The organism is Segatella copri (assembly GCF_002224675.1).
Classification (GTDB): domain Bacteria; phylum Bacteroidota; class Bacteroidia; order Bacteroidales; family Bacteroidaceae; genus Prevotella; species Prevotella copri_U.
In genome coordinates this window covers 73,518-96,099 of sequence record NZ_NMPZ01000010.1, presented here as the reverse complement: position 1 = coordinate 96,099, position 22,582 = coordinate 73,518, and the positions used below count along the sequence as shown (strand labels likewise).

The window sequence follows — 22,582 nt, the reverse complement described above, 5'->3', positions numbered from 1 at the left end:
AAATGAGAAAAGCAAAACCAAAGAAGAGAGTGATCCTCCCAGATCCAGTCTTCAATGACCAGAAGGTCTCTAAATTCGTAAATCATTTGATGTATGATGGAAAGAAGAATACATCTTATGAGATTTTCTACAATGCACTCGATACCGTAAAGGCTAAGATGGCTAACGAGGAGAAGTCTGCACTTGAGATTTGGAAGCAGGCTCTCGACAATATTACTCCACAGGTTGAGGTTAAGAGCCGCCGTATTGGTGGTGCAACCTTCCAGGTTCCTACAGAAATTCGTCCTGATCGCAAGGAGAGTATCTCTATGAAGAATCTTATTATCTTCGCTCGCAAGCGTGGTGGTAAGACTATGGCAGATAAGCTCGCTGCAGAGATTATGGATGCTTATAACAACCAGGGTGGCGCATTCAAGCGCAAGGAGGATATGCATCGTATGGCTGAGGCTAACCGTGCATTTGCTCACTTCAGATTCTAATTTAATTTATAAAATAGGTTTAAAAGAAAATGGCAAATCGCGATTTACATTTGACACGTAACATCGGTATCATGGCGCACATCGATGCCGGTAAGACAACAACATCTGAGCGTATCTTGTTCTACACAGGTAAGACTCATAAGATCGGTGAGGTACACGATGGTGCTGCTACAATGGACTGGATGGCCCAGGAGCAGGAGCGTGGTATTACTATCACTTCTGCAGCTACAACTTGTAACTGGAACTATCTCGGTAAGTCTTATAAGATCAACTTGATCGATACTCCGGGACACGTTGACTTCACTGCAGAGGTTGAGCGTTCACTCCGTGTACTCGATGGTGCTGTTGCTACATATTCTGCAGCTGACGGTGTACAGCCACAGTCAGAGACAGTATGGCGCCAGGCTGACAAGTACAATGTACCTCGTATCGGTTATGTAAACAAGATGGACCGTTCTGGTGCTAACTTCTTTGAGACAGTACAGCAGATGAAGGATATCTTGGGTGCTAATCCTATTGCTATTCAGATTCCTATTGGTGCTGAGGAGAACTTCAAGGGTGTAGTTGACCTGATCAAGATGAAGGCTATTCTCTGGCACGATGAGACTATGGGTGCTGAGTATGATGTAGAGGATATTCCTGCTGACTTGGCTGATGAGGCTGCTGAGTGGCGTGATAAGCTCCTCGAGGGTGCTGCTAACTTCGATGACGAGGTTATGGAGCTTTACCTCGATGGTAAGGATATTCCAGAGGAGAAGATCCTCGCTGCTATCCGCAAGGGTTGCTGTGCTATGGAGTGCTGCCCAATGTTGCTCGGTTCTTCATACAAGAACAAGGGTGTTCAGCCATTGCTCGACTATGTATGTGCATTCTTGCCTTCACCAATGGATACTCCAAATATCATCGGTACTAACCCTGATACTGAGGAGGAAGAGGATCGTAAGCCATCTGAGGATGAGCCAACATCTGCTCTCGCATTTAAGATTGCTACCGACCCATTCATGGGCCGCTTGGTATTCTTCCGTGTTTACTCAGGTAAGGTTGTTGCTGGTTCTTACGTTTACAACCCACGTTCTGGCAAGCGCGAGCGTATCAGCCGTCTGTTCCAGATGAACTCTAAGCAGGAAATTCCAATGGAGTCTATCGACGCTGGTGATATCGGTGCAGGTGTAGGTTTCAAGGATATCCGTACAGGTGATACACTCTGTGATGAGGATCACCCAATCGTATTGGAGTCTATGACATTCCCTGATACTGTGATCTCTATCGCAGTTGAGCCAAAGAGCCAGGCAGACATCGCTAAGATGGATAACGGTCTTGCTAAGTTGGCTGAGGAGGACCCAACCTTCACAGTTCGTACAGACGAGCAGAGCGGTCAGACTATCATCTCTGGTATGGGTGAGCTCCACTTGGATATCATCATCGACCGTTTGAAGCGTGAGTTCAAGGTTGAGTGTAACCAGGGTAAGCCTCAGGTTAACTATAAGGAGGCTATCACTAAGACAGCTCAGAGCCGTGAGACTTACAAGAAGCAGTCTGGTGGTCGTGGTAAGTTCGCTTGTATCGATGTAACCATCGGTCCTAAGGACGAGGATTACAAGGAGGGCGACTTGCAGTTCATCAACGAGGTTAAGGGTGGTAACGTTCCTAAGGAATTCATCCCATCAGTACAGAAGGGCTTCGCTGACTGCTTGTCAAATGGTGTACTCGGTGGCTTCCCAATGACAGGTTTGAAGGTAACTTTGACCGATGGTAGCTTCCACCCAGTTGACTCTGACCAGTTGTCATTCGAGTTGGTAGCACATCAGGCATTCAAGGTACTTTGCCCTAAGGCAGGTCCTGTTTTGATGGAGCCTATCATGAAGGTAGAGGTTGTTACTCCAGAAGAGAACATGGGTGATGTAATCGGTGACTTGAACAAGCGTCGTGGTCTCGTTCAGGGTATGGAGGAAGGCCGTAGCGGTGCTCGCATCGTAAAGGCAATGGTTCCATTGGCTGAGATGTTCGGTTATGTAACAGCTTTGCGTACTATCACTTCTGGTCGTGCAACAAGCTCTATGGAGTATGATCACCACGCACCTCTCTCTTCAGCAATCGCTAAGGCAGTGTTGGAGGAGGTTAAGGGTCACGCAGAACTCCTTTAATTAAAAAGAATAACGGTAAGATGAGGCGCTGCTTAGCGAATGACTCTTAAGCAGCGTACCTCTTCTTCCATTAGACTAAAATAATTCATATTAATAATAACTTAATTTTAAAAATGAGTCAGAAAATCAGAATTAAGCTGAAGTCTTACGACCACCAGTTGGTTGACAAGTCAGCTGAGAAGATTGTGAAGGCTGTTAAGGCAACAGGCGCTATCGTTAGCGGTCCTATTCCATTGCCAACACACAAGCGTATTTTTACTGTAAACCGCAGTACTTTCGTTAACAAGAAGTCTCGCGAGCAGTTCCAGCTCTCAGATTTCAAGCGCCTCATCGACATCTACAGCTCAACAGCTAAGACCGTTGATGCCTTGATGAAGCTTGAATTGCCAAGTGGTGTAGAAGTAGAAATCAAAGTCTAATTATTAAAAATTAAATTGAAATGCCAGGATTAATTGGAAGAAAAATCGGAATGACATCCGTTTTCAGTGCCGACGGTAAGAATATTCCGTGCACTGTTATCGAAGTAGGTCCTTGTGTTGTAACCCAGGTTAAGACCGTAGAGAAGGATGGTTACAAGGCTTATCAGTTAGGTTTCGGCGAGGCTAAGGAGAATCGCACTTCTCAGCCTATGATGGGAATCTTCAAGAAGGCAGGCACAACACCTAAGAAGCACTTGGCCGAGTTCAAGTTTGATGAGGAGTACAACCTCGGTGACACCATTACAGTTGATATCTTCAACGGATGCAAGTTCGTTGACGTGATTGGTACATCAAAGGGTAAAGGCTTCCAGGGCGTTGTTAAGCGTCACGGATTCGGTGGTGTAGGTCAGTCTACTCATGGTCAGGATGACCGCGCTCGCAAGCCGGGATCTATTGGTGCATGTTCTTACCCTGCAAAGGTATTCAAGGGTATGCGCATGGGCGGCCAAATGGGAGGTGATAGAGTAACAACTCAGAACCTTCAGGTGTTAAAGGTAATTCCAGAACAGAATCTCCTTATCGTTAAGGGTTCTTTCGCTGGATGCAAAGGTTCAACTGTTTTAATTGAGAAATAATGGAAGTTAGCGTATTAGATATCAAAGGTCAGGAGACCGGCCGCAAGGTAGCTCTTAATGATGCAGTCTTCGGCATTGAGCCTAACGATCACGTTCTCTACCTCGACGTAAAGCAGTATCTCGCTAACCAGCGTCAGGGTACAGCTAAGTCTAAGGAGAGAAGCGAGATGAGCGGTTCTACTCGTAAGCTTGGTCGTCAGAAGGGTGGCGGCGGTGCTCGCCGTGGTGATATTAACTCACCTGTACTCGTAGGTGGTGCTCGCGTATTTGGTCCTAAGCCACGTGATTACCGCTTCAAGCTCAACAAGAAGGTAAAGATTCTTGCTCGTAAGTCTGCATTGTCTTATAAGGCACAGGAGAGCGCAATCGTGATGTTGGAAGATTTCACTTTTGAGGCTCCAAAGACTAAAGAATTCTTAAGTGTTCTTAAGAATCTTAAAATCGAGGGCAAAAAGGTACTCTTCGTTTTGCCAGAATCAAATAAAAACGTATATTTGTCTGCACGTAACTTACAGCGCGCTGAGGTTATCCTCGCATCTAACGTTAATTCGTACAAAGTTTTGAACGCTGATGTAGTAGTGATTACTGAGAAGTCGCTTGAGACTATCGACCAGATCTTAACAAAGTAAAAAGGAGATATTAGAATATGGCATTTATTATCAAACCATTGGTTACTGAGAAGATGACCAAGATTACAGACAAGCAGCCTAACCGCTATGGCTTCGTTGTTCGTCCTGAGGCTAATAAGCTCGAGATTAAGAAGGAAGTTGAGAGTCTGTATAATGTTACAGTAGTTGACGTGAACACAATTCGCTACGCTGGCAAGCGCTCTGCTCGTTACACTAAGGCAGGTCTTGTTAAGGGTCAGAAGAATGCGTTCAAGAAGGCAATCGTTACTCTGAAGGAGGGCGATACAATTGATTTTTACAGCAATATTTAAAATAAAAAATGGCAGTACGTAAATTAAAACCGGTTACTCCGGGTCAAAGACACAAGGTTATTGGCACGTTCGAGGATATTACTGCATCCGTGCCAGAGAAGTCTCTCGTTTACGGTAAGCGTTCTACCGGCGGTCGAAACAACACCGGTAAGATGACCGTTCGCTACATTGGCGGTGGTCACAAGCAGAAGTATCGTTTAATCGACTTCAAACGTGAGAAAGATGGTGTTCCAGCAGTTGTTAAGACAATCGAGTACGATCCAAACCGTTCGGCTCGTATCGCGTTGCTTTACTACGCTGATGGTGAAAAACGTTACATTATTGCTCCTAACGGACTTCAGGTAGGCGCTACTTTGATGTCAGGTGCAGAAGCTGCTCCTGAGATTGGTAACTGTCTTCCTTTGGCAAACATCCCTGTAGGTACAGTGATCCACAACATCGAGTTGCGTCCTGGTCAGGGTGCTTTGTTGGTTCGTTCGGCTGGTAATTTTGCTCAGTTGACTTCTCGTGAGGGCAGTTATTGTGTAATTAAGCTCCCTTCTGGTGAAACACGCCAGATTTTGAGTGCTTGTAAGGCTACAGTTGGTAGTGTTGGTAACTCAGACCACGCACTTGAGCAGTCTGGTAAGGCTGGTCGCTCTCGCTGGTTGGGTCGTCGTCCACACAACCGTGGTGTTGTTATGAACCCTGTTGATCACCCAATGGGTGGTGGTGAAGGTCGCCAGAGTGGTGGTCACCCACGTTCACGTAAGGGCTTGTACGCTAAGGGTCTTAAGACTCGCGCACCTAAGAAGCTTTCTAACAAGTATATTATCGAAAGAGCTAACAAAAAATAAAGAGTAAATTATGAGTCGTTCACTTAAAAAGGGTCCATACATCAACGTTTCTCTCGAGAAGAAGATTCTCGCTATGAACGAGAGTGGCAAGAAGAATGTTGTTAAGACATGGGCTAGAGCTTCAATGATATCTCCTGATTTCGTAGGACATACTGTTGCAGTTCATAACGGTAATAAATTTATCCCTGTTTATGTTACAGAGAATATGGTTGGCCACAAGCTTGGAGAGTTCGCTCCAACACGTCGCTTTGGCGGTCACTCTGGTAACAGAAAGTAAGCTAAGGGTTAAACCATTTAAAAATTTAAGTAAATAATGGGAGCAAGAAAACATATTGCGGCTGAGAAATTGAAAGAAGCCCGTAAAAACTTGTACTTCGCTAAGTTGGTAGGCGTTCCTTCTTCTCCACGTAAGATGCGCTATGTAGTAGACATGATTCGTGGTATGGAGGTTAACCGTGCACTCGGAGTACTTCGCTTCTCTAAGAAGCAGGCATCTGCTGACGTTGAGAAATTACTTCGTTCAGCTATCGCTAACTGGGAGGCAAAGAATAATCGCAAGGCTGAAGACGGTGAGCTTTATATCAGTAAGGTCTTCGTTGACGAAGGCGTTACAATGAAACGTATGAGACCTGCACCACAGGGTCGTGGTTATAGAATCCGTAAGCGTTCTAACCATGTTACTCTCTTTGTTGATGCAAAAACTAATGACGAAAAATAATTAAGTAGAATGGGACAGAAAGTTAATCCGATTAGTAACCGACTTGGTGTAATCCGTGGTTGGGATTCAAATTGGTTCGGTGGTAAGAACTTCGGTGACAACCTCGTAGAGGATCAGAAAATCCGTAAGTATCTTAACGAGCGTCTTGCTAAGGCAAGTGTTTCTCGTATCGTTATCGAACGTACATTGAAGCTTGTTACCATTACTATTTGCACAGCCCGTCCAGGTATTGTCATTGGTAAAGGTGGTCAGGATGTAGATAAGTTGAAGGAAGAGTTGAAGAAGCTTTATAAGAAAGATATTCAGATCAACATCTTCGAGGTTAAGAAGCCTGAGCTTGATGCTACCATCGTAGGTAAGAACATCGCGAGCCAGATTGAGCACATGATTGCTTATCGTCGCGCTATCAAGATGGCAGTTGCTAACACTATGCGTGCTGGTGCTGAGGGTATCAAGATTCAGATTACAGGTCGTCTGAACGGTGCTGAAATGGCACGTAAGGAAATGTACAAGGAAGGTCGTACACCTCTCCATACATTCCGTGCAGACATCGACTACTGCCAGTGCGAGGCACTTACCAAGGTAGGTTTGCTTGGCATCAAGGTATGGATTTGCCGTGGTGAGGTTTATGGTAAGGCTGATCTTACTCCAAACTTCTCACAGGACAACAAGAGCAACAACCGTGGTAACGGCCGCTCTAACAACCGTGGTGGTAATCGTAAAAGAAACAATAACCGTTAAATTTTAGAAAGCTATCATGTTACAGCCAAAAAGAGTAAAATATAGAAGACCTCAAGATGGTCGTGGCAACAAAGGCAACGCTCACAGAGGTACACAATTGGCATTCGGTTCTTTCGGCATCAAGACTCTTGAGTCAAAGTGGATCGATAGCCGTCAGATTGAGGCAGCTCGTGTGGCATTGAACCGCTACATGAACCGTCAGGGCCAGGTCTGGATTCGCATTTTCCCTGATAAGCCAATCACTCGTAAGCCAGCCGATGTCCGAATGGGTAAAGGTAAGGGTGATCCAGCAGGATGGGTTGCACCTGTTACACCAGGTCGTATTCTCTTCGAAGTAGAGGGTGTAAGCTTCGACATTGCAAAGGAGGGACTCCGTCTTTGCGCTCAGAAGCTTCCTGTGAAGACTAAGTTTATTGTTAGACGTGATTACGATAAAAACGCTTAATTATGAAGATTGCAGAAATTAAAAATATCGAGACCAAGGAATTGGTTGAGAAGCTGGAGGCAGCAGTTGACGCTTTGAACAAGAAGAAGATCAACCACAACGTAACTCCACTTGAGAATCCATCAGAGATTAAGGTTGCTCGTCGTGATATCGCACGTATGAAAACTGAACTTCGTCAGAGAGAACTTAACAAATAATAATGGTCCAGATGGAAACAAGAAATTTAAGAAAAGTAAGACAGGGTGTTGTTATCAGCAACAAGATGGATAAAACCATTGTTATTGCAGCTAAGTTCAAGGAGATGCACCCTATTTATGGTAAGTTTGTCCAGAAGACAAAGAAGTACCATGCACATGACGAGAACAATGAGGCTAACGTAGGTGATACAGTTATGATCATGGAGACTCGTCCTCTGTCTAAGACAAAGAGATGGAGATTAGTACAAATTGTAGAAAAAGCTAAGTAATTATGATACAGGCAGAATCAAGACTTACAGTATGTGATAACAGCGGTGCTCGCGAGGCTCTTTGCATTCGAGTTCTCGGTGGTACAGGCCGTCGTTACGCTAGCGTTGGTGACGTGATTGTCGTTGCTGTCAAGAACGTTATCCCATCAAGTGATTTGAAGAAGGGTGCAGTATCAAAGGCTTTGATTGTTCGCACAAAGAAGGAGATTCGTCGTGCAGACGGTTCATATATCCGTTTCGACGATAACGCTTGTGTATTGCTCAACAATGCAGGTGAGCTTCGTGGTAGCCGTATCTTCGGCCCTGTTGCTCGTGAGCTTCGTGCAGTTAATATGAAAGTCGTTTCTTTGGCACCTGAGGTTCTTTAATATTTTAAAAGTATAAAGTAATGAGTAAGTTACATATTAAGAAAGACGATACCGTTATCGTTATTGCCGGTGCTGATAAGGGCAAGACAGGTAAGGTGCTCAAGGTCCTCGTTGACGAGAACCGTGCCATCGTAGAGGGTGTGCACATGGTATCTAAGAGCACTAAGCCATCTGCACAGAATCCTCAGGGAGGCATCGTAAAGCAGGAGGCTCCTATTCATATCTCAAATTTGAGTTTGATCGATCCTAAGAGTGGCAAGGCTACTCGTGTTGCTATCAAGCATGAGGGTAAAAACGTTGTTCGCATCGCTAAAAAGTCAGGGGAGGAAATCAAGTAATGGATACAGCACAGTTAAAGAAAGTATATAAGGAGACAATCGCTCCTGCTCTTCAGAAGCAGTTCAACTATTCTTCAGCAATGGAGATTCCAGTTTTGAAGAAGATTGTCATCAACCAGGGTCTCGGTGACGCTACACAGGACAAGAAGATTGTTGACGTAGCTATCAACGAGATTACTGCTATCACCGGTCAGAAGGCTGTTGCTACATATTCTAAGAAGGATATTGCAAACTTCAAGCTTCGTAAGAAGATGCCTATCGGTGTTATGGTAACATTGCGTCGTGAGCGTATGTACGAGTTCTTGGAGAAGCTCGTTCGTGTTTCTCTTCCTCGTATCCGCGACTTCAAGGGTATTGAGAGCAAGTTCGATGGCCGTGGTAACTACACATTGGGTATCACAGAGCAGATCATCTTCCCAGAGATCAACATCGATGAGATTGACCGTATTCAGGGTATGAACATCACCTTCGTTACAACTGCCAAGACAGACGAGGAAGGTTTTGCACTTCTGAAGGCATTCGGTCTTCCATTCAAGAACGCAAATAAAGATTAAGAGATATGGCAAAAGAATCAATGAAAGCTCGCGAGATTAAGCGTGCAAAGCTTGTAGCTCGTTACGCTGAGAAGCGCGAAGCTCTGAAAAAGATTATTGCAACTTCTAATGATCCAGCCGAAGCATACGAGGCAGCTCGTAAGCTTCAGGCTATCCCTAAGAATGCAAACCCTATCCGTCTTCACAACCGTTGCAAGATCACTGGTCGTCCAAAGGGTTATATCCGCCAGTTCGGTCTTTCACGTATCCAGTTCCGTGAGATGGCTTCTGCAGGTTTGATTCCAGGTGTTAAGAAGGCAAGCTGGTAATCTTTACAGGCAAGGAATTTTTTATTATTTAATATTGTCGGGGTAGTCCCGATTAATTAAACATTTATATTTTATGACAGATCCAATAGCAGATTATCTGACAAGACTCAGAAACGCAATCATGGCTCATCACCGTGTTGTAGAAGTTCCTGCGTCTAACTTGAAGAAAGAGATTACAAAGATCCTCTTCGAGAAAGGTTACATCCTCAACTACAAGTTTGTAGAGGATGGTCCTCAGGGCTCAATCAAGGTTGCCTTGAAGTACAACCCAACTACAAAGCAAAACGCTATCAAGTGTTTGAAGCGCGTGTCTACTCCAGGTTTGCGTAAGTACACTGGTTACAAGGACATGCCAAGAGTTATTAACGGATTAGGTATTGCTATCTTATCTACATCCAAAGGTGTAATGACAGACAAAGAGGCTTCTGATCTTAAGATCGGTGGCGAGGTTCTTTGCTATATTTATTAATTGGAGGCTTTTATATGTCTAGAATAGGAAAATTGCCAATTAGTATCCCTGCAGGTGTTACTGTAAACTATGACAACGATTCACACGTTTGTACAGTAAAGGGCCCTAAGGGTGAACTTTCTCAGTGGATTGATCCATCTATCAAGTTTATCAACGCAGATGGTCAGATTAGCTTTGAAATCGATGAAAATAGTCCTGTAAATGTTAAGCAGAAGCAGGCTTTCCACGGTTTGTATCGCTCTCTCGTTCACAACATGGTTGTTGGCGTTAGCGCTGGTTATACAAAGGTTTTGGAATTGGTAGGTGTTGGTTATCGTGTTTCTAACCAGGGCAACTTGATTGAGTTCGCTTTGGGTTACACTCACCCTATTTTCATCCAGTTGCCTAAGGAGATTAAGGTTGAGACTAAGTCTGAAAGAAACCAGAACCCAATCTTGACATTGGAGTCATGCGACAAGCAGTTGTTGGGACTCGTTTGTGCAAAAATTCGTTCTTTCCGCAAGCCTGAGCCTTATAAGGGTAAGGGTATTCTCTTCAAGGGTGAAGTTATTCGCAGAAAGTCTGGTAAGAGTGCTTCAGCTAAGTAATTTTAATTATTTACGATTATGACAACAAAGAAAGTAGAAAGACGAATTAAGATAAAGTTCCGCATTCGCAAGAATGTTAACGGAACAGCTGAGCGTCCACGTCTCAGTGTATTCCGCTCTAACAAGCAGATTTACGCTCAGGTTATTAATGATTTGACAGGCACTACACTTGCATCAGCTTCTTCACTCGGTTTGGAGAAGATGCCTAAGCAGGAGCAGGCAACCAAGGTTGGCGAGCTCATCGCAGAGAAGGCAAAGGCTGCTGGCGTTGAGTCAGTAGTTTTCGACCGTAACGGTTATCTCTACCACGGTCGCGTAAAGCAGTTGGCTGACGGTGCTCGTAATGGTGGTCTTAAATTTTAAACGATTATGGCAATGGATAAAGTAAAGGTAAATAACGAAGAAGTACTTAAGGATCGCTTGGTTGCAATCAACCGTGTAACTAAGGTTACCAAGGGTGGTCGTACTTTCACATTCGCTGCTATCGTCGTTGTAGGTGACGGTAACGGTGTTATCGGTTACGGTCTTGGTAAGGCAGGTGAGGTTACAGCTGCTATTGCTAAGGGTACTGAGGCTGCTAAGAAGAACCTGGTTAAGGTTCCTGTACTCAAGGGTACAGTTCCTCACGAGGTTGAGACAACTTTCGGTGGTGCTAAGGTTCTCATCAAGCCAGCTGCTGCCGGTACTGGTTTGAAGGCCGGTGGTGCTATGCGTGCTGTTCTTGAGAGCGTAGGTATCAAGGACGTTATTGCAAAGTCTAAGGGTTCATCTAATGCCCACAACCTGGTAAAGGCTACTATCGCTGCTCTCGCAGAGATGCGTGATGCTTACACTGTAGCAGGTGAGCGTGGTATCAGTATGGATAAAGTATTTAACGGTTAATTAGGATTTATCGAATATGGCAACAATTAAAGTCAAGCAGATTAAGAGTAAGATCGGTGCTCCAGTTGATCAGAAGCGTACACTCGCTTGTCTGGGTCTCCGCAAGATTTCTCAGGTTGTTGAGGTAGAGGATACTCCTAGCAACCGTGGTATGATCCGTAAGGTTCATCACCTCGTAAGTGTAGTTGATTAATTAATCTCAAAAAATTAGGAACGATTATGAAATTAAATAATTTGAAACCTGCTGCAGGTTCTACCCATTCACGTCGTCGTATTGGTCGTGGTCCAGGTTCTGGTCTCGGTGGTACTTCTACACGTGGTCACAAGGGTGCCAAGGCTCGTTCTGGTTATAAGAGAAAGATTGGTTTCGAAGGTGGTCAGATGCCATTGCAGCGTCGTGTTCCAAAGGCTGGTTTCAAGAATATCAACCATAAGGAGTACTTCGCAGTAAACCTTTCAACTCTTCAGGCTCTTGCAGAAGCAAAGAACCTTACAAAGATCGGTATTGAGGAACTCAAGGCAGCTGGTCTTACCAATGGTAAGGAGCTCGTTAAGGTTCTCGGTAACGGTGAACTTACAGCAAAATTGGAAGTTGAAGCTAATGCTTTCTCAAAGACTGCCGAAGAAGCAATCAAGGCAGTAGGTGGTAACGCAACTATAATCTAAGTAATGAAAAAGTTTATTGAGACACTAAAGAACTGTTGGAAGATTGAGGACCTCCGTCAGAGACTTCTCATTACTCTTCTGTTTACGGCTATTTACCGTTTTGGCTCGTTTGTGGTACTTCCGGGTATCAATCCGAGCATGTTGGAAAAATTGCAGTCGCAGACCTCAGGCGGTCTTATGTCGCTTTTGGACATGTTCTCTGGTGGTGCATTTTCTAATGCGTCTATCTTCGCATTGGGAATTATGCCTTATATCTCAGCTTCAATTGTTATGCAGCTTCTTGCTGTCGCTGTACCTTACTTCCAGAAGATGCAGCGCGAGGGCGAGAGCGGCCGCAAGAAAATACAATGGTACACTAGAGTCCTGACTGTAGCCATCCTGGTCTTTCAGGCTCCTAGTTACCTTCTGAATTTGAAGATGCAGGCTGCTAACGCTTTGGCAACGGGTATTAGCTGGACCGTCTTTATGATTCCAGCTACTATCATCCTTGCAGCAGGAAGTATGTTTATTCTCTGGCTTGGTGAGCGTATCACGGATAAGGGAGTAGGTAATGGTATCTCTCTCATCATTATGATTGGTATCATCGCTCGTTTGCCTCAGGCATTCGTGCAGGAGATGACCTCTCGTTTGCAGGCTATCTCTGGTGGTGGTTTGATCATGTTCATTGTAGAGATCCTTATTCTCTACGCTGTAGTTTGTGCCTCAATTCTTCTGGTACAGGGTACACGTAAGATCCCGGTTCAGTACGCTAAGCGCTTGGTTGGTAACAAGCAGTATGGTGGTGCACGTCAGTACATCCCATTGAAGCTTTTCGCAGCCAACGTAATGCCTATCATCTTTGCGCAGGCTTTGATGTTCATTCCATTGGCAGTAGTTCGCTACCAGTCTGAAAATGCAAGTAGCGTTGTTCAGCAGCTGATGGATAACCGCAGTTTACTTTATAATGTAATTTATGTAATCCTCGTGATTGCGTTTACATATTTCTACACTGCTATTACATTGAACCCAACTCAGATGGCGGAGGATATGAAGCGTAACAATGGTTTCATTCCAGGTGTTAAGCCAGGTAAGGATACCGCTGAGTACATTGATACCGTAATGTCTCGTATTACTTTACCAGGTTCATTATTTATTGCATTTATTGCGATTATGCCAGCTCTTGCAGGACTTCTTGATGTGCAGCAGGCCTTCTCACAATTCTTCGGAGGTACTTCTCTGTTGATTTTGGTAGGTGTTGTGATTGACACATTGCAGCAGATCGAGAGTCATTTGCTTATGCGCCACTATGATGGTCTTCTCAATTCAGGCCATACTCGTCAGGGTGGTGTTGCTGCATATTAATCTTTATCTTTTGAAATGCAGATATTTCTGAAGACAGAGGATGAAATTAACCTGATGCGCAAGGCTAACCAACTCGTTGGTGCAACGCTTGCGGAATTAGGTAAACATATAAAACCAGGTGTAACGACTCTCCATTTGGATAAGGTAGCTGAGGAGTTCATCCGTGATCACGGTGCGATTCCAACGTTTAAGAATTTTCCTAATCCTTATGGAGAGCCTTTTCCCGCTAGTATATGTACTTCCATCAATGATGTAGTAGTACATGGTATTCCTAGTGAGAAGGACGTGCTGAAGGATGGTGATATTATCTCCATCGACTGCGGCACCCTTTTAGAAGGTTTCAACGGTGACAGTTGCTATACTTTCGCTGTTGGAGAGATAACTTCCGATGTTCAACAACTCCTTAAGGTAACTAAAGAATCTTTGTACCTGGGTATCGAACAGGCTGTGGCAGGAAAGCATTTGGGTGATATTGGTTACGCCGTACAGACTCATTGCCAGCAATATGGTTATGGAGTAGTACGAGAGCTAACAGGTCATGGCATTGGCAGGGCTATGCACGAGGATCCTCCCGTTCGTAATTACGGCAGTCGAGGTTCCGGCATTCTGTTAAAGGAAGGTATGTGCTTGGCTATAGAGCCGATGATAACAATGGGCGACCGTCAAATTGGCTTGCTCCCCGACAAGTGGAGCATAGTTACTAGAGATCGTCAACCAGCTGCTCATTTTGAGCATACAATCGTTGTTCGAAAAGGTAAAGCTGAAATTTTATCTTCATTCGTAGAAGTTGAACATTTAGAAGGACAAAAAATTTAATTATGGCAAAACAGGCCGCTATTGAGCAAGATGGAACAATTGTAGAGGCATTATCAAATGCTATGTTCCGCGTTGAATTGGAGAATGGTGTTGACATTACTGCCCACATCTCTGGTAAGATGAGAATGCATTACATCAAGATTTTACCTGGTGATAAGGTGAAGGTGGAAATGAGTCCATACGACTTGACTAAGGGTAGAATTGTTTTTAGATACAAATAATTATCACATATAAGGTTATGAAGACAAGAGCATCATTGAAGAAGCGTTCAGCTGATTGCAAGATCGTACGTCGTAAGGGTCGTCTCTTCGTTATCAACAAGAAGAACCCTAAGATGAAATTGCGTCAGGGCTAATGTTAAAGTTCTGTAAAAGTATGGCTGTTTCAAAAAAAAGTTGTACTTTTGCACCGCTTTTAACGCAAAGTATTAATTTTTTAATTTTTTATTAAACAATGGCAATAAGAATTGTTGGAGTAGATTTGCCCCAGAATAAGCGTGGCGAAATCGCATTGACCTATATCTATGGTATCGGTCGAAGTAGTTCAGCAAAGATATTGGATAAGGCAGGTGTAAACCGTGACCTGAAAGTCAGCGAGTGGACTGACGATCAGGCAGCCAAGATCCGTGAAATTATCGGCGCTGAGTTCAAGGTTGAAGGTGATCTCCGTTCTGAGATCCAGATGAACATTAAGCGACTGATGGATATTGGTTGCTATCGTGGAGTTAGACATCGTAATGGTCTTCCAGTTCGCGGTCAGAGCACAAAGAATAATGCTCGTACTCGCAAGGGTAAGAAGAAGACTGTTGCTAATAAGAAGAAGGCTACTAAGTAATTCTAAGGAGGAAATTAATTATGGCAAAGCAAAAAGCAACATCTAAGAAGAGAAACGTACGCGTTGACGCAATCGGTCAGCTCCACGTACACAGCTCATTCAACAACATCATTGTATCTCTTGCTAACAACGAGGGTCAGGTTATCTCTTGGTCTTCAGCTGGTAAGATGGGTTTCCGTGGTTCTAAGAAGAACACTCCTTATGCTGCTCAGATGGCTGCAGAGGATTGTGCAAAGGTAGCTTTCGACCTTGGTCTTCGCAAGGTTAAGGCATACGTAAAGGGTCCAGGTAACGGTCGTGAGTCTGCTATCCGTGCCGTACACGGTGCAGGTATCGAGGTAACTGAGATCGTTGACGTAACTCCATTACCACACAACGGATGTCGCCCTCCAAAGCGTCGTCGTGTATAATAGCATTCATTGATACAAACATTATAGCATTTTATAAATATTATGGCTAGATATATAGGTCCGAAATCTAAAATTGCGCGTCGTTTTGGTGAGCCAATCTTCGGCGCAGACAAAGTTTTGTCCAAGAGAAACTTCCCTCCTGGACAGCATGGCAACAACCGTCGTCGCAAGATGTCTGAGTACGGTGTCATGTTGGCAGAGAAGCAGAAGGCTAAGTACACTTACGGTGTATTAGAGCGTCAGTTCCGTAATATGTTTGAGAAGGCTGCTAAGGCTGAGGGTATTACTGGTGAGGTTCTTCTCCAGAATCTCGAGTGCCGTCTCGACAACGTGGTATTCCGTCTTGGTATCGCTCCTACTCGTGCTGCTGCACGTCAGTTGGTGGGTCACAAGCACATCACTGTTGATGGCAAGGTAGTTAATATCCCTTCATTTGCAGTTAAGCCAGGTATGGTAGTTGCCGTTCGTGAGAAGTCTAAGTCTCTCGAGGTAATCGAGGCAGCACTTGCTGGTTTCAATCATAGCAAGTACCCATGGATTGAGTGGGACGACAATTCTAAGAGTGGCAAGTTCTTGCACAAGCCAGAGCGTGCTGACATTCCAGAGAATATTAAGGAGCAGTTAATCGTTGAGTTGTACTCTAAATAAATCATTAAATTAATGGCGATATTAGCATTTCAAAAACCTGATAAAGTAGTAATGCTGGAGGCTGACAACCAGTTCGGAAAGTTCGAGTTCCGTCCGTTGGAGCCTGGCTTTGGTGTTACCATCGGTAACGCCTTGCGCCGCATTCTCCTTTCATCATTGGAGGGTTACGCTGTGAACACCATCCGCATCGCGGGTGTTGAGCACGAGTTCTCTTCAGTTCCTGGTGTAAAGGAAGATGTTACCAACATTATCTTGAATCTCAAGCAAGTTCGATTCAAGCAAGTAGTAGAAGAATTCGAGAATGAGAAAGTTAGTATCACCGTTGAGAATTCTACAGAATTCAAGGCTGGTGATATAGGCAAGTATCTGACTGGATTTGAAGTGTTAAACCCTGATTTGGTGATTTGTCATTTAGACTCCAAAGCTTCGATGCAGATTGATCTGACAATTAATAAGGGACGTGGATACGTTCCTGCTGATGAGAATCGTCAATTCTGCACAGACGTTAACGTTCTCCCAATCGATTCCATCTACACCCCTATCCGTAACGTAAAGTATGCGGTTGAGCCATATCGTGTTGAACAGAAGACCGACTATGACAAGCTCGTACTCGAAGTTACAACAGATGGTTCCATTAGTCCTAAGGATGCGCTGAAAGAGGCTGCGAAGATCCTTATCTATCACTTCATGCTCTTCTCTGATGAGAAGATTACCCTGGAGAGTCCTGATCAGGATACCAACCAGGAGTTTGATGAGGAGGTTCTTCACATGCGCCAGTTGCTCAAGACTCGTCTCGTAGATATGAACCTCAGTGTTCGTGCGCTCAACTGCTTGAAGGCAGCTGATGTAGATACCTTGGGTGATTTGGTTCAGTTTAACAAGACTGACCTCTTGAAGTTCCGCAACTTCGGTAAGAAATCGCTCTCAGAGCTTGATGATTTGCTCGAGAGTCTGAATCTGTCTTTTGGAACTGATATTTCAAAGTATAAATTAGACAAGGATGCGTAATGCATCCTTTGTCCAAAAAGAACAAAAATTAAAATGAGACACAATAAGAAATTCAACCATTTAGGTCGTACTGCTTCTCATCGTAACGCGATGTTGGCTAACATGGCTGCATCACTTATCTTGAGTGAGCACAAAAGAATCACTACGACCCTCGCAAAGGCAAAGGCTCTTAAGAAGTATGTTGAGCCACTGATCACACGTTCAAAGAATGATACAACTACATCACGTCGTGTTGTTTTCCGTTATCTTCAGAACAAGTACGCTGTGAAGGCTCTCTTCGGTGAGGTAGCTGAGAAGGTAGCTAACCGTCCTGGTGGTTACACTCGCGTTATCAAGTTGGGTACCCGTCAGGGTGACGCAGCTGAGATCGCTTTCATCGAGCTCGTTGACTTTGATGAGAACATGGCTAAGACTCCTAAGGCTGCTGCTAAGAAGACTCGTCGTAGTCGCAAGGCAACAAAGGCTGAGGAGGCTCCTGCAACTGAGGCACCTGCAACTGAAGAGGCTGCAGCTGAATAAGTTACAACTGATCTCACTATATATAAGCGCTTCTGTCGTTAGACAGAGGCGCTTTTTTGTTTGACTAGCTCTGCTTTTCCCTAGGATAGTTGATGATGTCTTTCCGGATTTAGGGGATTCCCTAACGTTATTTAGGGATTCTTTCTTCATGTTTTCAATAAATAGTTGTACTTTTGCAGTAGAATTTAATGATTGGGTTATGAAAAAGGTGATACTTTTGATGCTCTGCTCTTCCCTTGTGATGGGCAGTTGCGATACATATACTGGCAGTGGAGCCTATGCTGGAGGTTCCATCGGCTCCATTCTCGGTTCCGCCATCGGTGGATTATCCGGTGGACCCAGAGGCTCTGATATGGGAACCATCATCGGAATGGCTGGCGGTGCTGTTGTTGGTGCTGTTATCGGAAGTCAGGCAGATAAAGCGCAGGCTGACCGTGAAGCAGCCTACCAGCAGGATAGAGTAGAGCGACGCTCAGGAAGTGATTACAGCAATGCTCCCGTAACTGATAATCCGGAGATCTTTGATTCCAACAATGGGGGAGATGACCGTCTCTATGATTTCAAGGGCAAGGACTATACCGGCGATTACAGTGCTCAGCAGCCTACTACTTCTATGCCTACTGCTACCGTAGAGGAGCTTGGTGCCCGATTCTCCTATTCTCCTACTTTGGAGATTGTGAATGCCCGGTTTGTTGATGACAACGAAGATAATTGTTTGAATCGCAATGAAACCTGCAAGGTGATATTCGAGATTGTCAACCGAGGTCATGAGCCGGTTTACGATGTTGTTCCAACCGTGGTTGAAACCACCGGAAACAGGCATATCTTCATCTCGCCGAGTATCCATGTCGAGAAGATTTCCCCAGGATCGGGTGTTCGATACACCGCAATGGTGAAAGCGGATAGAAAGTTAAAGGATGGAATGGCACGGTTCTGTGTGAGTGTGATTCATGAGGGCAAATCCATTTCCAAGGTCAATGAATTCAATATCCCTACCAAGAGATAATAATCCCCTAGTAGTTGCAACATAAAATCAAAAAAAGCAAGAAACAGCTTGATTGCTGGTTCTTGCTTTTTTCTTTTTGGGGGAGTATAAAGCTTTTGCCCTTTCAGGGCGTATTGTACATAGCTGGATTACCCAGGGTGTTGCCCTGGGCTGGGAGCTTCTGCCCTTTCAGGGCGTATTGGTGCTGGGAGCTTCTGCCCTTTCAGGGCGTATTGTACATAGCTGGTTTACCCAGGGTGTTGCCCTGGGCTAGGAGCTTTTGCCCTTTCAGGGCGTATGGCGGTGATGAGGGGCTTTTTCCTTTGCTTCGACCTTGGCTTTAGCTTTTTCCTTTGCCTCGATCTTGGCTTCAGCCTTCTCCCTTGCCTTTTCCTTCTTTTCGAAATAATGTTTTGGTTCAAACTCAGCCATTTCGAAATCTATCTTCGGGAGCTTGCTATCCTCAGGCTTGAAAGGAACAGGGTTATCCAGTCTTTCTACCTTCACCGTAGCCACACCCTGCGAAATCATGTCGATTTCTTTCGCGGCAGCCCAGGAAAGGTCAATGATTCTTCCCCTTCCGAACGGACCACGGTCGATCACTTCAACGATTACACTCTTGTCATTTCTCAGATTCGTAACCTTCAGCATCGTGCCGAAGGGATAATAACGGTGTGCACACGTCAGACTGTCATGGTGGATTCTCTGTCCACTTGCTGATCTGGCACCCGTGGCACGTTTAGAGTAATAGGATGCCTTGCCACGCTGATGCTTCTGACCGCAGCATGGTATGCATGATAATGTACTCAGAAATGTACTCAATAATGCTATGATAAATAATCTTCTTTTCATAACTTCTCGATATTTTGTTTGCAAATATATAAAAAAACGATGAAAAATGCAAGAAAATCTCAGAAAATCAGTATCTTTGCACTATAATTCGCTACACATATGGAAAATAATGTACCTCAAGAGTGGAATAAATTCTATTTGAAAGACGTATCATTTGTCAATCTCATGATGCGACGTATCTACAATGTCTTGATTGTAGCCAACCCTTACGATGCGTTCATGCTAGAAGATGATGGACGCATCGAGGAGAAGATATATAATGAGTATATGGAGCTGGGACTCCGTTATCCCCCAACCTTCACCCAGGTCTCAACCACCGAAGAGGCAGCCCAGGTACTGCGCTCCACTGTCATCGACCTCGTCATCTGTATGCCGGGCAATGCCGACAACGATGCCTTCGATGTGGCGCGCGATATCAAGGGCAAGTTCCCGAATATCCATTGCGTGGTACTCACCCCGTTCTCCCACGGCATCACCAAGCGAATGGAGAACGAAGACCTCAGCATCTTCGATTACGTATTCTGCTGGCTGGGTAACACCAACCTCATCCTCTCCATCATTAAGCTCATAGAGGATAAGATGAACCTGGAGCACGATATCCGGGAGGCAGGCGTGCAGATGATTCTCCTGGTAGAAGATTCTATCCGTTTCTATAGTTCTATATTGCCTAATCTCTATAATTATATATTGGAGCAGAGCAAGAACTTCTCCAAGGAAGCCCTCAACCGCCATGCTGCCACGATGCGAATGCGTGGCCGTCCGAAGGTGGTGCTCGCCCGTACCTACGAAGAGGCGCAGAAACTCTACGATAAGTATTCCAACAATACCCTGGGTGTCATCAGCGATGCCCGATTCCCGTTGAAGAGTGCCGCCAAGGCTTTCGGCAACGAGGTGGAGCAGGAGGCGAATCCCGAGCACGGCACCGATACCTTCGGACGTGAGAAATGTCCTGATGCCGGATTGCGTCTCTTCCGTTACATCCGCAAGACCGATCCGTTCGTGCCGCTCATCATCGAGAGTTCCGAGAGCGACAACCGTGCCAAGGCAGAAGCCGAGGGATTCCGCTTTGTAGATAAGAACTCCAAGAAGATGAGTGTGGATCTCCGTCGCCTGATGGAGGAGCACATGGGCTTCGGCGATTTCATCTTCCGCGATCCGAAAACCCACGAGGAAATCATGCGCATCCGCAGTCTGAAGGAGTTGCAGGATAACATCTTCAACATCCCCAACGATTCGATGCTCTATCATATCAGCCGCAACCACATGAGCCGCTGGCTCTGTGCCCGTGCCATCTTCCCGGTTTCCGCCTTCCTGAAGCACGTCACCTGGGAGAAGCTGCAGGATGTGGATGCCCACAGACAGATCATCTTCGATGCCATCGTGCAGTACCGTCACATGAAGAACCTGGGCGTGGTTGCCGTGTTCGACCGTATGAAGTTCGATAAGTATGCCCATTTTGCCCGCATCGGCGAAGGATCGCTGGGCGGAAAGGGCAGGGGACTAGCCTTCCTCGACAACATCATCAAGCGCCATCCTGAGTTCAACCAGTATGAGAATGCCACCGTGCAGATTCCGAAGACCGTGGTGCTCTGTACCGATATCTTCGACGAGTTCATGATGAGCAACAATCTCTATCCGATAGCTTTGAGCGATGCCAGCGATGATGAAATCCTGAAGCACTTCCTCCATGCGCAGCTGCCCGATTCGCTGATAGCCGACTTCTTCACCTTCTTCGAGGCAACGAAGAGTCCTATCGCCATCCGTTCCAGTTCGCTGCTCGAGGATGCCCACTATCAGCCTTTCGCCGGCATCTATTCCACCTATATGATACCTTATCTCGCTGATAAGTATCAGATGCTCCAGATGCTCGCCTGCGCCATCAAGGGCGTGTATGCCTCGGTGTTCTATCGCGATTCCAAGGCATACATGACCGCCACCCGCAACGTCATCGACCAGGAGAAGATGGCGGTAATCCTGCAGGAGGTGGTGGGCAAGGACTACGGCACCCGCTATTATCCTACGATGAGTGGCGTGCTCCGTTCGCTCAACTATTATCCTATCGGCGATGAGGAGGCAGAGGAGGGTATAGCCAGTCTTGCCCTCGGATTGGGTAAGTATATCGTGGATGGTGGTCAGACCCTCCGCGTCTGTCCGTATCATCCGCATCAGGTGCTGCAGACTTCCGAGACGGAGATGGCGCTGCGCGATACCCAGACCCAGTTCTACGCCCTCGACATGAAGCACGTGGGCGATGACTTCAAGGTGGATGACGGATTCAATATCCTCAAGCTCCGTGTGAAGGATGCGGTAGAAGACCAGAGTCTCAACTACATCGCCTCTACCTTCGACCCTTACGATCAGGTCATCAACGACGGTGTGTATGAAACCGGCCGCAAGCTCATCACCTTTGCCGGAGTGCTCCAGCACGATGTGGTACCCCTGCCGGAACTCATGCAGATGTCGATGAAGTGCGGTTCCGAGGCGATGCGCCGACCGGTGGAGATTGAGTTTGCCTGCAATATCCATGCCGACAAGACCTGCGATTTCTATCTCCTCCAGATCCGTCCGATCGTGGATGCCAAGGAGATGCTCGACGAGGATGTCAGGGCGATACCGGATGCCGACTGTCTGCTCCGTTCCCACAACTCCCTGGGCCATGGCATCAGCGAGGATGTCACCGATGTGGTGTATGTGAAGTACGATGACCACTTCTCGGCGATGAACAACTTCTATGTAGCCGATGATATCGAGCGCATCAACCGCAAGTTCCTGGCAGATGGCAAGAATTATGTGCTGATAGGTCCGGGCCGCTGGGGATCGAGTGATCATTACCTGGGCGTACCGGTCAAGTGGCCGCATATCAGTGCCGCCCGCATCATCGTAGAGGTGGCATTGAAGAATTACAACATCGATCCGAGTCAGGGCACCCACTTCTTCCAGAACCTCACCTCTTTCGGCGTGGGCTATTTCACGGTAGATACCAATATCGAAGAGGGAGGCTTCGTAAACAAGGAGATGCTCGATGCGATGCCAGCCGTAGAAGAGACGCAGTATGTGCGCCATGTACGCTTCGACCGTCCGCTCAGAATCCTGATGGATGGCAAGAAGCAGGAGGGAGCTGTCCTGTATCCGCAGGAATAGGCTCCCGGCACTGCCGGCATCAAGAATAAAAAG

36 protein-coding genes are annotated in these 22,582 nt (G+C 45.7%); 35 read left to right on the top strand and 1 reads right to left on the bottom strand.

Annotated features, from left to right (window positions below):
• Positions 1-2: 2 nt before the first annotated feature.
• The 34 genes from rpsG (at position 3) to CFT61_RS16945 (ending at position 18,830) form a co-directional block, all read left to right on the top strand.
• Positions 3-479 carry a 30S ribosomal protein S7 gene (gene rpsG / locus CFT61_RS08025; RefSeq protein WP_022110377.1) on the top strand — a complete coding sequence of 159 codons (477 nt, stop codon included), beginning with the start codon at positions 3-5 and terminating at the stop codon, positions 477-479.
• 29 nt (positions 480-508) lie between these two features.
• A complete protein-coding gene (gene fusA / locus CFT61_RS08020; protein WP_089543928.1) occupies positions 509-2,623 on the top strand; it encodes an elongation factor G in 2,115 nt (704 codons plus the stop codon).
• Positions 2,624-2,736: 113 nt separating this feature from the next.
• Positions 2,737-3,042, top strand: coding sequence for a 30S ribosomal protein S10 (gene rpsJ, locus CFT61_RS08015; RefSeq protein ID WP_006283658.1), 306 nt, complete (start codon positions 2,737-2,739; stop codon positions 3,040-3,042).
• Positions 3,043-3,062: 20 nt separating this feature from the next.
• A complete protein-coding gene (gene rplC / locus CFT61_RS08010; RefSeq protein ID WP_089543927.1) occupies positions 3,063-3,677 on the top strand; it encodes a 50S ribosomal protein L3 in 615 nt (204 codons plus the stop codon).
• On the top strand, positions 3,677-4,306 hold the full coding sequence (gene rplD / locus CFT61_RS08005) for a 50S ribosomal protein L4 (protein ID WP_089543926.1): 630 nt from the start codon (positions 3,677-3,679) through the stop codon (positions 4,304-4,306). The genes rplC and rplD overlap by 1 nt, the downstream gene beginning before the upstream one ends.
• 17 nt (positions 4,307-4,323) lie before the next feature.
• Entirely contained in the window at positions 4,324-4,617 is a 294-nt protein-coding gene (rplW, locus tag CFT61_RS08000; RefSeq protein ID WP_006848834.1) for a 50S ribosomal protein L23, read from the top strand.
• Positions 4,618-4,625: 8 nt separating this feature from the next.
• Positions 4,626-5,453 carry a 50S ribosomal protein L2 gene (gene rplB, locus CFT61_RS07995; protein WP_089543925.1) on the top strand — a complete coding sequence of 276 codons (828 nt, stop codon included), beginning with the start codon at positions 4,626-4,628 and terminating at the stop codon, positions 5,451-5,453.
• Positions 5,454-5,463: 10 nt separating this feature from the next.
• Entirely contained in the window at positions 5,464-5,730 is a 267-nt protein-coding gene (gene rpsS, locus CFT61_RS07990) for a 30S ribosomal protein S19 (protein ID WP_006848832.1), read from the top strand.
• A gap of 36 nt (positions 5,731-5,766) precedes the next feature.
• The gene (rplV, locus tag CFT61_RS07985) at positions 5,767-6,171 is read left to right on the top strand and encodes a 50S ribosomal protein L22 (protein ID WP_006848831.1); all 405 of its coding nucleotides are present in this window, start codon (positions 5,767-5,769) and stop codon (positions 6,169-6,171) included.
• A gap of 9 nt (positions 6,172-6,180) precedes the next feature.
• Positions 6,181-6,912, top strand: a complete 732-nt coding sequence (gene rpsC / locus CFT61_RS07980; protein ID WP_089543924.1) for a 30S ribosomal protein S3 — start codon at positions 6,181-6,183, stop codon at positions 6,910-6,912.
• Between the two features lie 16 nt (positions 6,913-6,928).
• Positions 6,929-7,357 carry a 50S ribosomal protein L16 gene (rplP, locus tag CFT61_RS07975; RefSeq protein ID WP_006848829.1) on the top strand — a complete coding sequence of 143 codons (429 nt, stop codon included), beginning with the start codon at positions 6,929-6,931 and terminating at the stop codon, positions 7,355-7,357.
• Positions 7,358-7,359: 2 nt separating this feature from the next.
• On the top strand, positions 7,360-7,554 hold the full coding sequence (rpmC, locus tag CFT61_RS07970) for a 50S ribosomal protein L29 (RefSeq protein ID WP_006848828.1): 195 nt from the start codon (positions 7,360-7,362) through the stop codon (positions 7,552-7,554).
• Positions 7,555-7,556: 2 nt separating this feature from the next.
• Complete coding sequence (gene rpsQ, locus CFT61_RS07965) at positions 7,557-7,823, top strand: 30S ribosomal protein S17 (RefSeq protein ID WP_006848827.1); 267 nt, start codon at positions 7,557-7,559, stop codon at positions 7,821-7,823.
• 2 nt (positions 7,824-7,825) lie between these two features.
• Positions 7,826-8,191, top strand: a complete 366-nt coding sequence (gene rplN, locus CFT61_RS07960; protein WP_089543923.1) for a 50S ribosomal protein L14 — start codon at positions 7,826-7,828, stop codon at positions 8,189-8,191.
• 20 nt (positions 8,192-8,211) lie between these two features.
• Entirely contained in the window at positions 8,212-8,529 is a 318-nt protein-coding gene (gene rplX, locus CFT61_RS07955; RefSeq protein WP_089543922.1) for a 50S ribosomal protein L24, read from the top strand.
• Positions 8,529-9,083: a 50S ribosomal protein L5 gene (gene rplE, locus CFT61_RS07950; protein ID WP_022122149.1), complete on the top strand. Its 555-nt coding sequence runs from the start codon at positions 8,529-8,531 to the stop codon at positions 9,081-9,083. Before rplX ends, rplE begins: the two co-directional genes overlap by 1 nt.
• A gap of 5 nt (positions 9,084-9,088) precedes the next feature.
• Complete coding sequence (gene rpsN, locus CFT61_RS07945; RefSeq protein ID WP_089543921.1) at positions 9,089-9,391, top strand: 30S ribosomal protein S14; 303 nt, start codon at positions 9,089-9,091, stop codon at positions 9,389-9,391.
• Between the two features lie 73 nt (positions 9,392-9,464).
• A complete protein-coding gene (gene rpsH / locus CFT61_RS07940; protein WP_006848822.1) occupies positions 9,465-9,860 on the top strand; it encodes a 30S ribosomal protein S8 in 396 nt (131 codons plus the stop codon).
• Positions 9,861-9,874: 14 nt separating this feature from the next.
• On the top strand, positions 9,875-10,447 hold the full coding sequence (gene rplF, locus CFT61_RS07935) for a 50S ribosomal protein L6 (protein WP_089543920.1): 573 nt from the start codon (positions 9,875-9,877) through the stop codon (positions 10,445-10,447).
• 18 nt (positions 10,448-10,465) lie between these two features.
• The gene (gene rplR / locus CFT61_RS07930; RefSeq protein ID WP_089543919.1) at positions 10,466-10,810 is read left to right on the top strand and encodes a 50S ribosomal protein L18; all 345 of its coding nucleotides are present in this window, start codon (positions 10,466-10,468) and stop codon (positions 10,808-10,810) included.
• A gap of 6 nt (positions 10,811-10,816) precedes the next feature.
• Positions 10,817-11,329: a 30S ribosomal protein S5 gene (rpsE, locus tag CFT61_RS07925; RefSeq protein ID WP_089543918.1), complete on the top strand. Its 513-nt coding sequence runs from the start codon at positions 10,817-10,819 to the stop codon at positions 11,327-11,329.
• A 16-nt stretch (positions 11,330-11,345) separates the two neighbouring features.
• The gene (gene rpmD, locus CFT61_RS07920; protein ID WP_089543917.1) at positions 11,346-11,522 is read left to right on the top strand and encodes a 50S ribosomal protein L30; all 177 of its coding nucleotides are present in this window, start codon (positions 11,346-11,348) and stop codon (positions 11,520-11,522) included.
• Positions 11,523-11,548: 26 nt separating this feature from the next.
• The gene (rplO, locus tag CFT61_RS07915; protein ID WP_089543916.1) at positions 11,549-11,995 is read left to right on the top strand and encodes a 50S ribosomal protein L15; all 447 of its coding nucleotides are present in this window, start codon (positions 11,549-11,551) and stop codon (positions 11,993-11,995) included.
• Between the two features lie 3 nt (positions 11,996-11,998).
• The gene (gene secY / locus CFT61_RS07910) at positions 11,999-13,336 is read left to right on the top strand and encodes a preprotein translocase subunit SecY (protein WP_089543915.1); all 1,338 of its coding nucleotides are present in this window, start codon (positions 11,999-12,001) and stop codon (positions 13,334-13,336) included.
• A 15-nt stretch (positions 13,337-13,351) separates the two neighbouring features.
• A complete protein-coding gene (map, locus tag CFT61_RS07905; RefSeq protein ID WP_089543914.1) occupies positions 13,352-14,152 on the top strand; it encodes a type I methionyl aminopeptidase in 801 nt (266 codons plus the stop codon).
• A 2-nt stretch (positions 14,153-14,154) separates the two neighbouring features.
• The gene (gene infA / locus CFT61_RS07900; RefSeq protein ID WP_006848815.1) at positions 14,155-14,373 is read left to right on the top strand and encodes a translation initiation factor IF-1; all 219 of its coding nucleotides are present in this window, start codon (positions 14,155-14,157) and stop codon (positions 14,371-14,373) included.
• A gap of 17 nt (positions 14,374-14,390) precedes the next feature.
• Positions 14,391-14,507 carry a 50S ribosomal protein L36 gene (gene rpmJ, locus CFT61_RS07895; protein ID WP_006848814.1) on the top strand — a complete coding sequence of 39 codons (117 nt, stop codon included), beginning with the start codon at positions 14,391-14,393 and terminating at the stop codon, positions 14,505-14,507.
• A 98-nt stretch (positions 14,508-14,605) separates the two neighbouring features.
• On the top strand, positions 14,606-14,986 hold the full coding sequence (gene rpsM / locus CFT61_RS07890) for a 30S ribosomal protein S13 (RefSeq protein ID WP_004371766.1): 381 nt from the start codon (positions 14,606-14,608) through the stop codon (positions 14,984-14,986).
• 20 nt (positions 14,987-15,006) lie between these two features.
• Entirely contained in the window at positions 15,007-15,396 is a 390-nt protein-coding gene (rpsK, locus tag CFT61_RS07885; protein ID WP_089543913.1) for a 30S ribosomal protein S11, read from the top strand.
• Positions 15,397-15,438: 42 nt separating this feature from the next.
• Positions 15,439-16,044: a 30S ribosomal protein S4 gene (rpsD, locus tag CFT61_RS07880; RefSeq protein ID WP_089543912.1), complete on the top strand. Its 606-nt coding sequence runs from the start codon at positions 15,439-15,441 to the stop codon at positions 16,042-16,044.
• A 12-nt stretch (positions 16,045-16,056) separates the two neighbouring features.
• Positions 16,057-17,052 (top strand): DNA-directed RNA polymerase subunit alpha, encoded by a 996-nt coding sequence (locus CFT61_RS07875; protein ID WP_089543911.1) that lies wholly within the window; start codon positions 16,057-16,059, stop codon positions 17,050-17,052.
• 33 nt (positions 17,053-17,085) lie between these two features.
• On the top strand, positions 17,086-17,571 hold the full coding sequence (rplQ, locus tag CFT61_RS07870) for a 50S ribosomal protein L17 (RefSeq protein ID WP_089543910.1): 486 nt from the start codon (positions 17,086-17,088) through the stop codon (positions 17,569-17,571).
• A gap of 199 nt (positions 17,572-17,770) precedes the next feature.
• A complete protein-coding gene (locus CFT61_RS07865; protein WP_089543909.1) occupies positions 17,771-18,577 on the top strand; it encodes a hypothetical protein in 807 nt (268 codons plus the stop codon).
• A gap of 76 nt (positions 18,578-18,653) precedes the next feature.
• On the top strand, positions 18,654-18,830 hold the full coding sequence (locus CFT61_RS16945; RefSeq protein WP_176425545.1) for a hypothetical protein: 177 nt from the start codon (positions 18,654-18,656) through the stop codon (positions 18,828-18,830).
• Between the two features lie 14 nt (positions 18,831-18,844).
• Here CFT61_RS16945 and CFT61_RS07855 read toward each other — a convergent pair whose 3' ends face one another.
• A complete protein-coding gene (locus tag CFT61_RS07855; protein ID WP_089543907.1) occupies positions 18,845-19,408 on the bottom strand; it encodes a septal ring lytic transglycosylase RlpA family protein in 564 nt (187 codons plus the stop codon).
• 99 nt (positions 19,409-19,507) lie between these two features.
• Between CFT61_RS07855 and CFT61_RS07850 the strand changes: the two genes are divergently transcribed.
• Positions 19,508-22,549 carry a PEP/pyruvate-binding domain-containing protein gene (locus tag CFT61_RS07850; RefSeq protein WP_089543906.1) on the top strand — a complete coding sequence of 1,014 codons (3,042 nt, stop codon included), beginning with the start codon at positions 19,508-19,510 and terminating at the stop codon, positions 22,547-22,549.
• Positions 22,550-22,582: the final 33 nt, after the last annotated feature.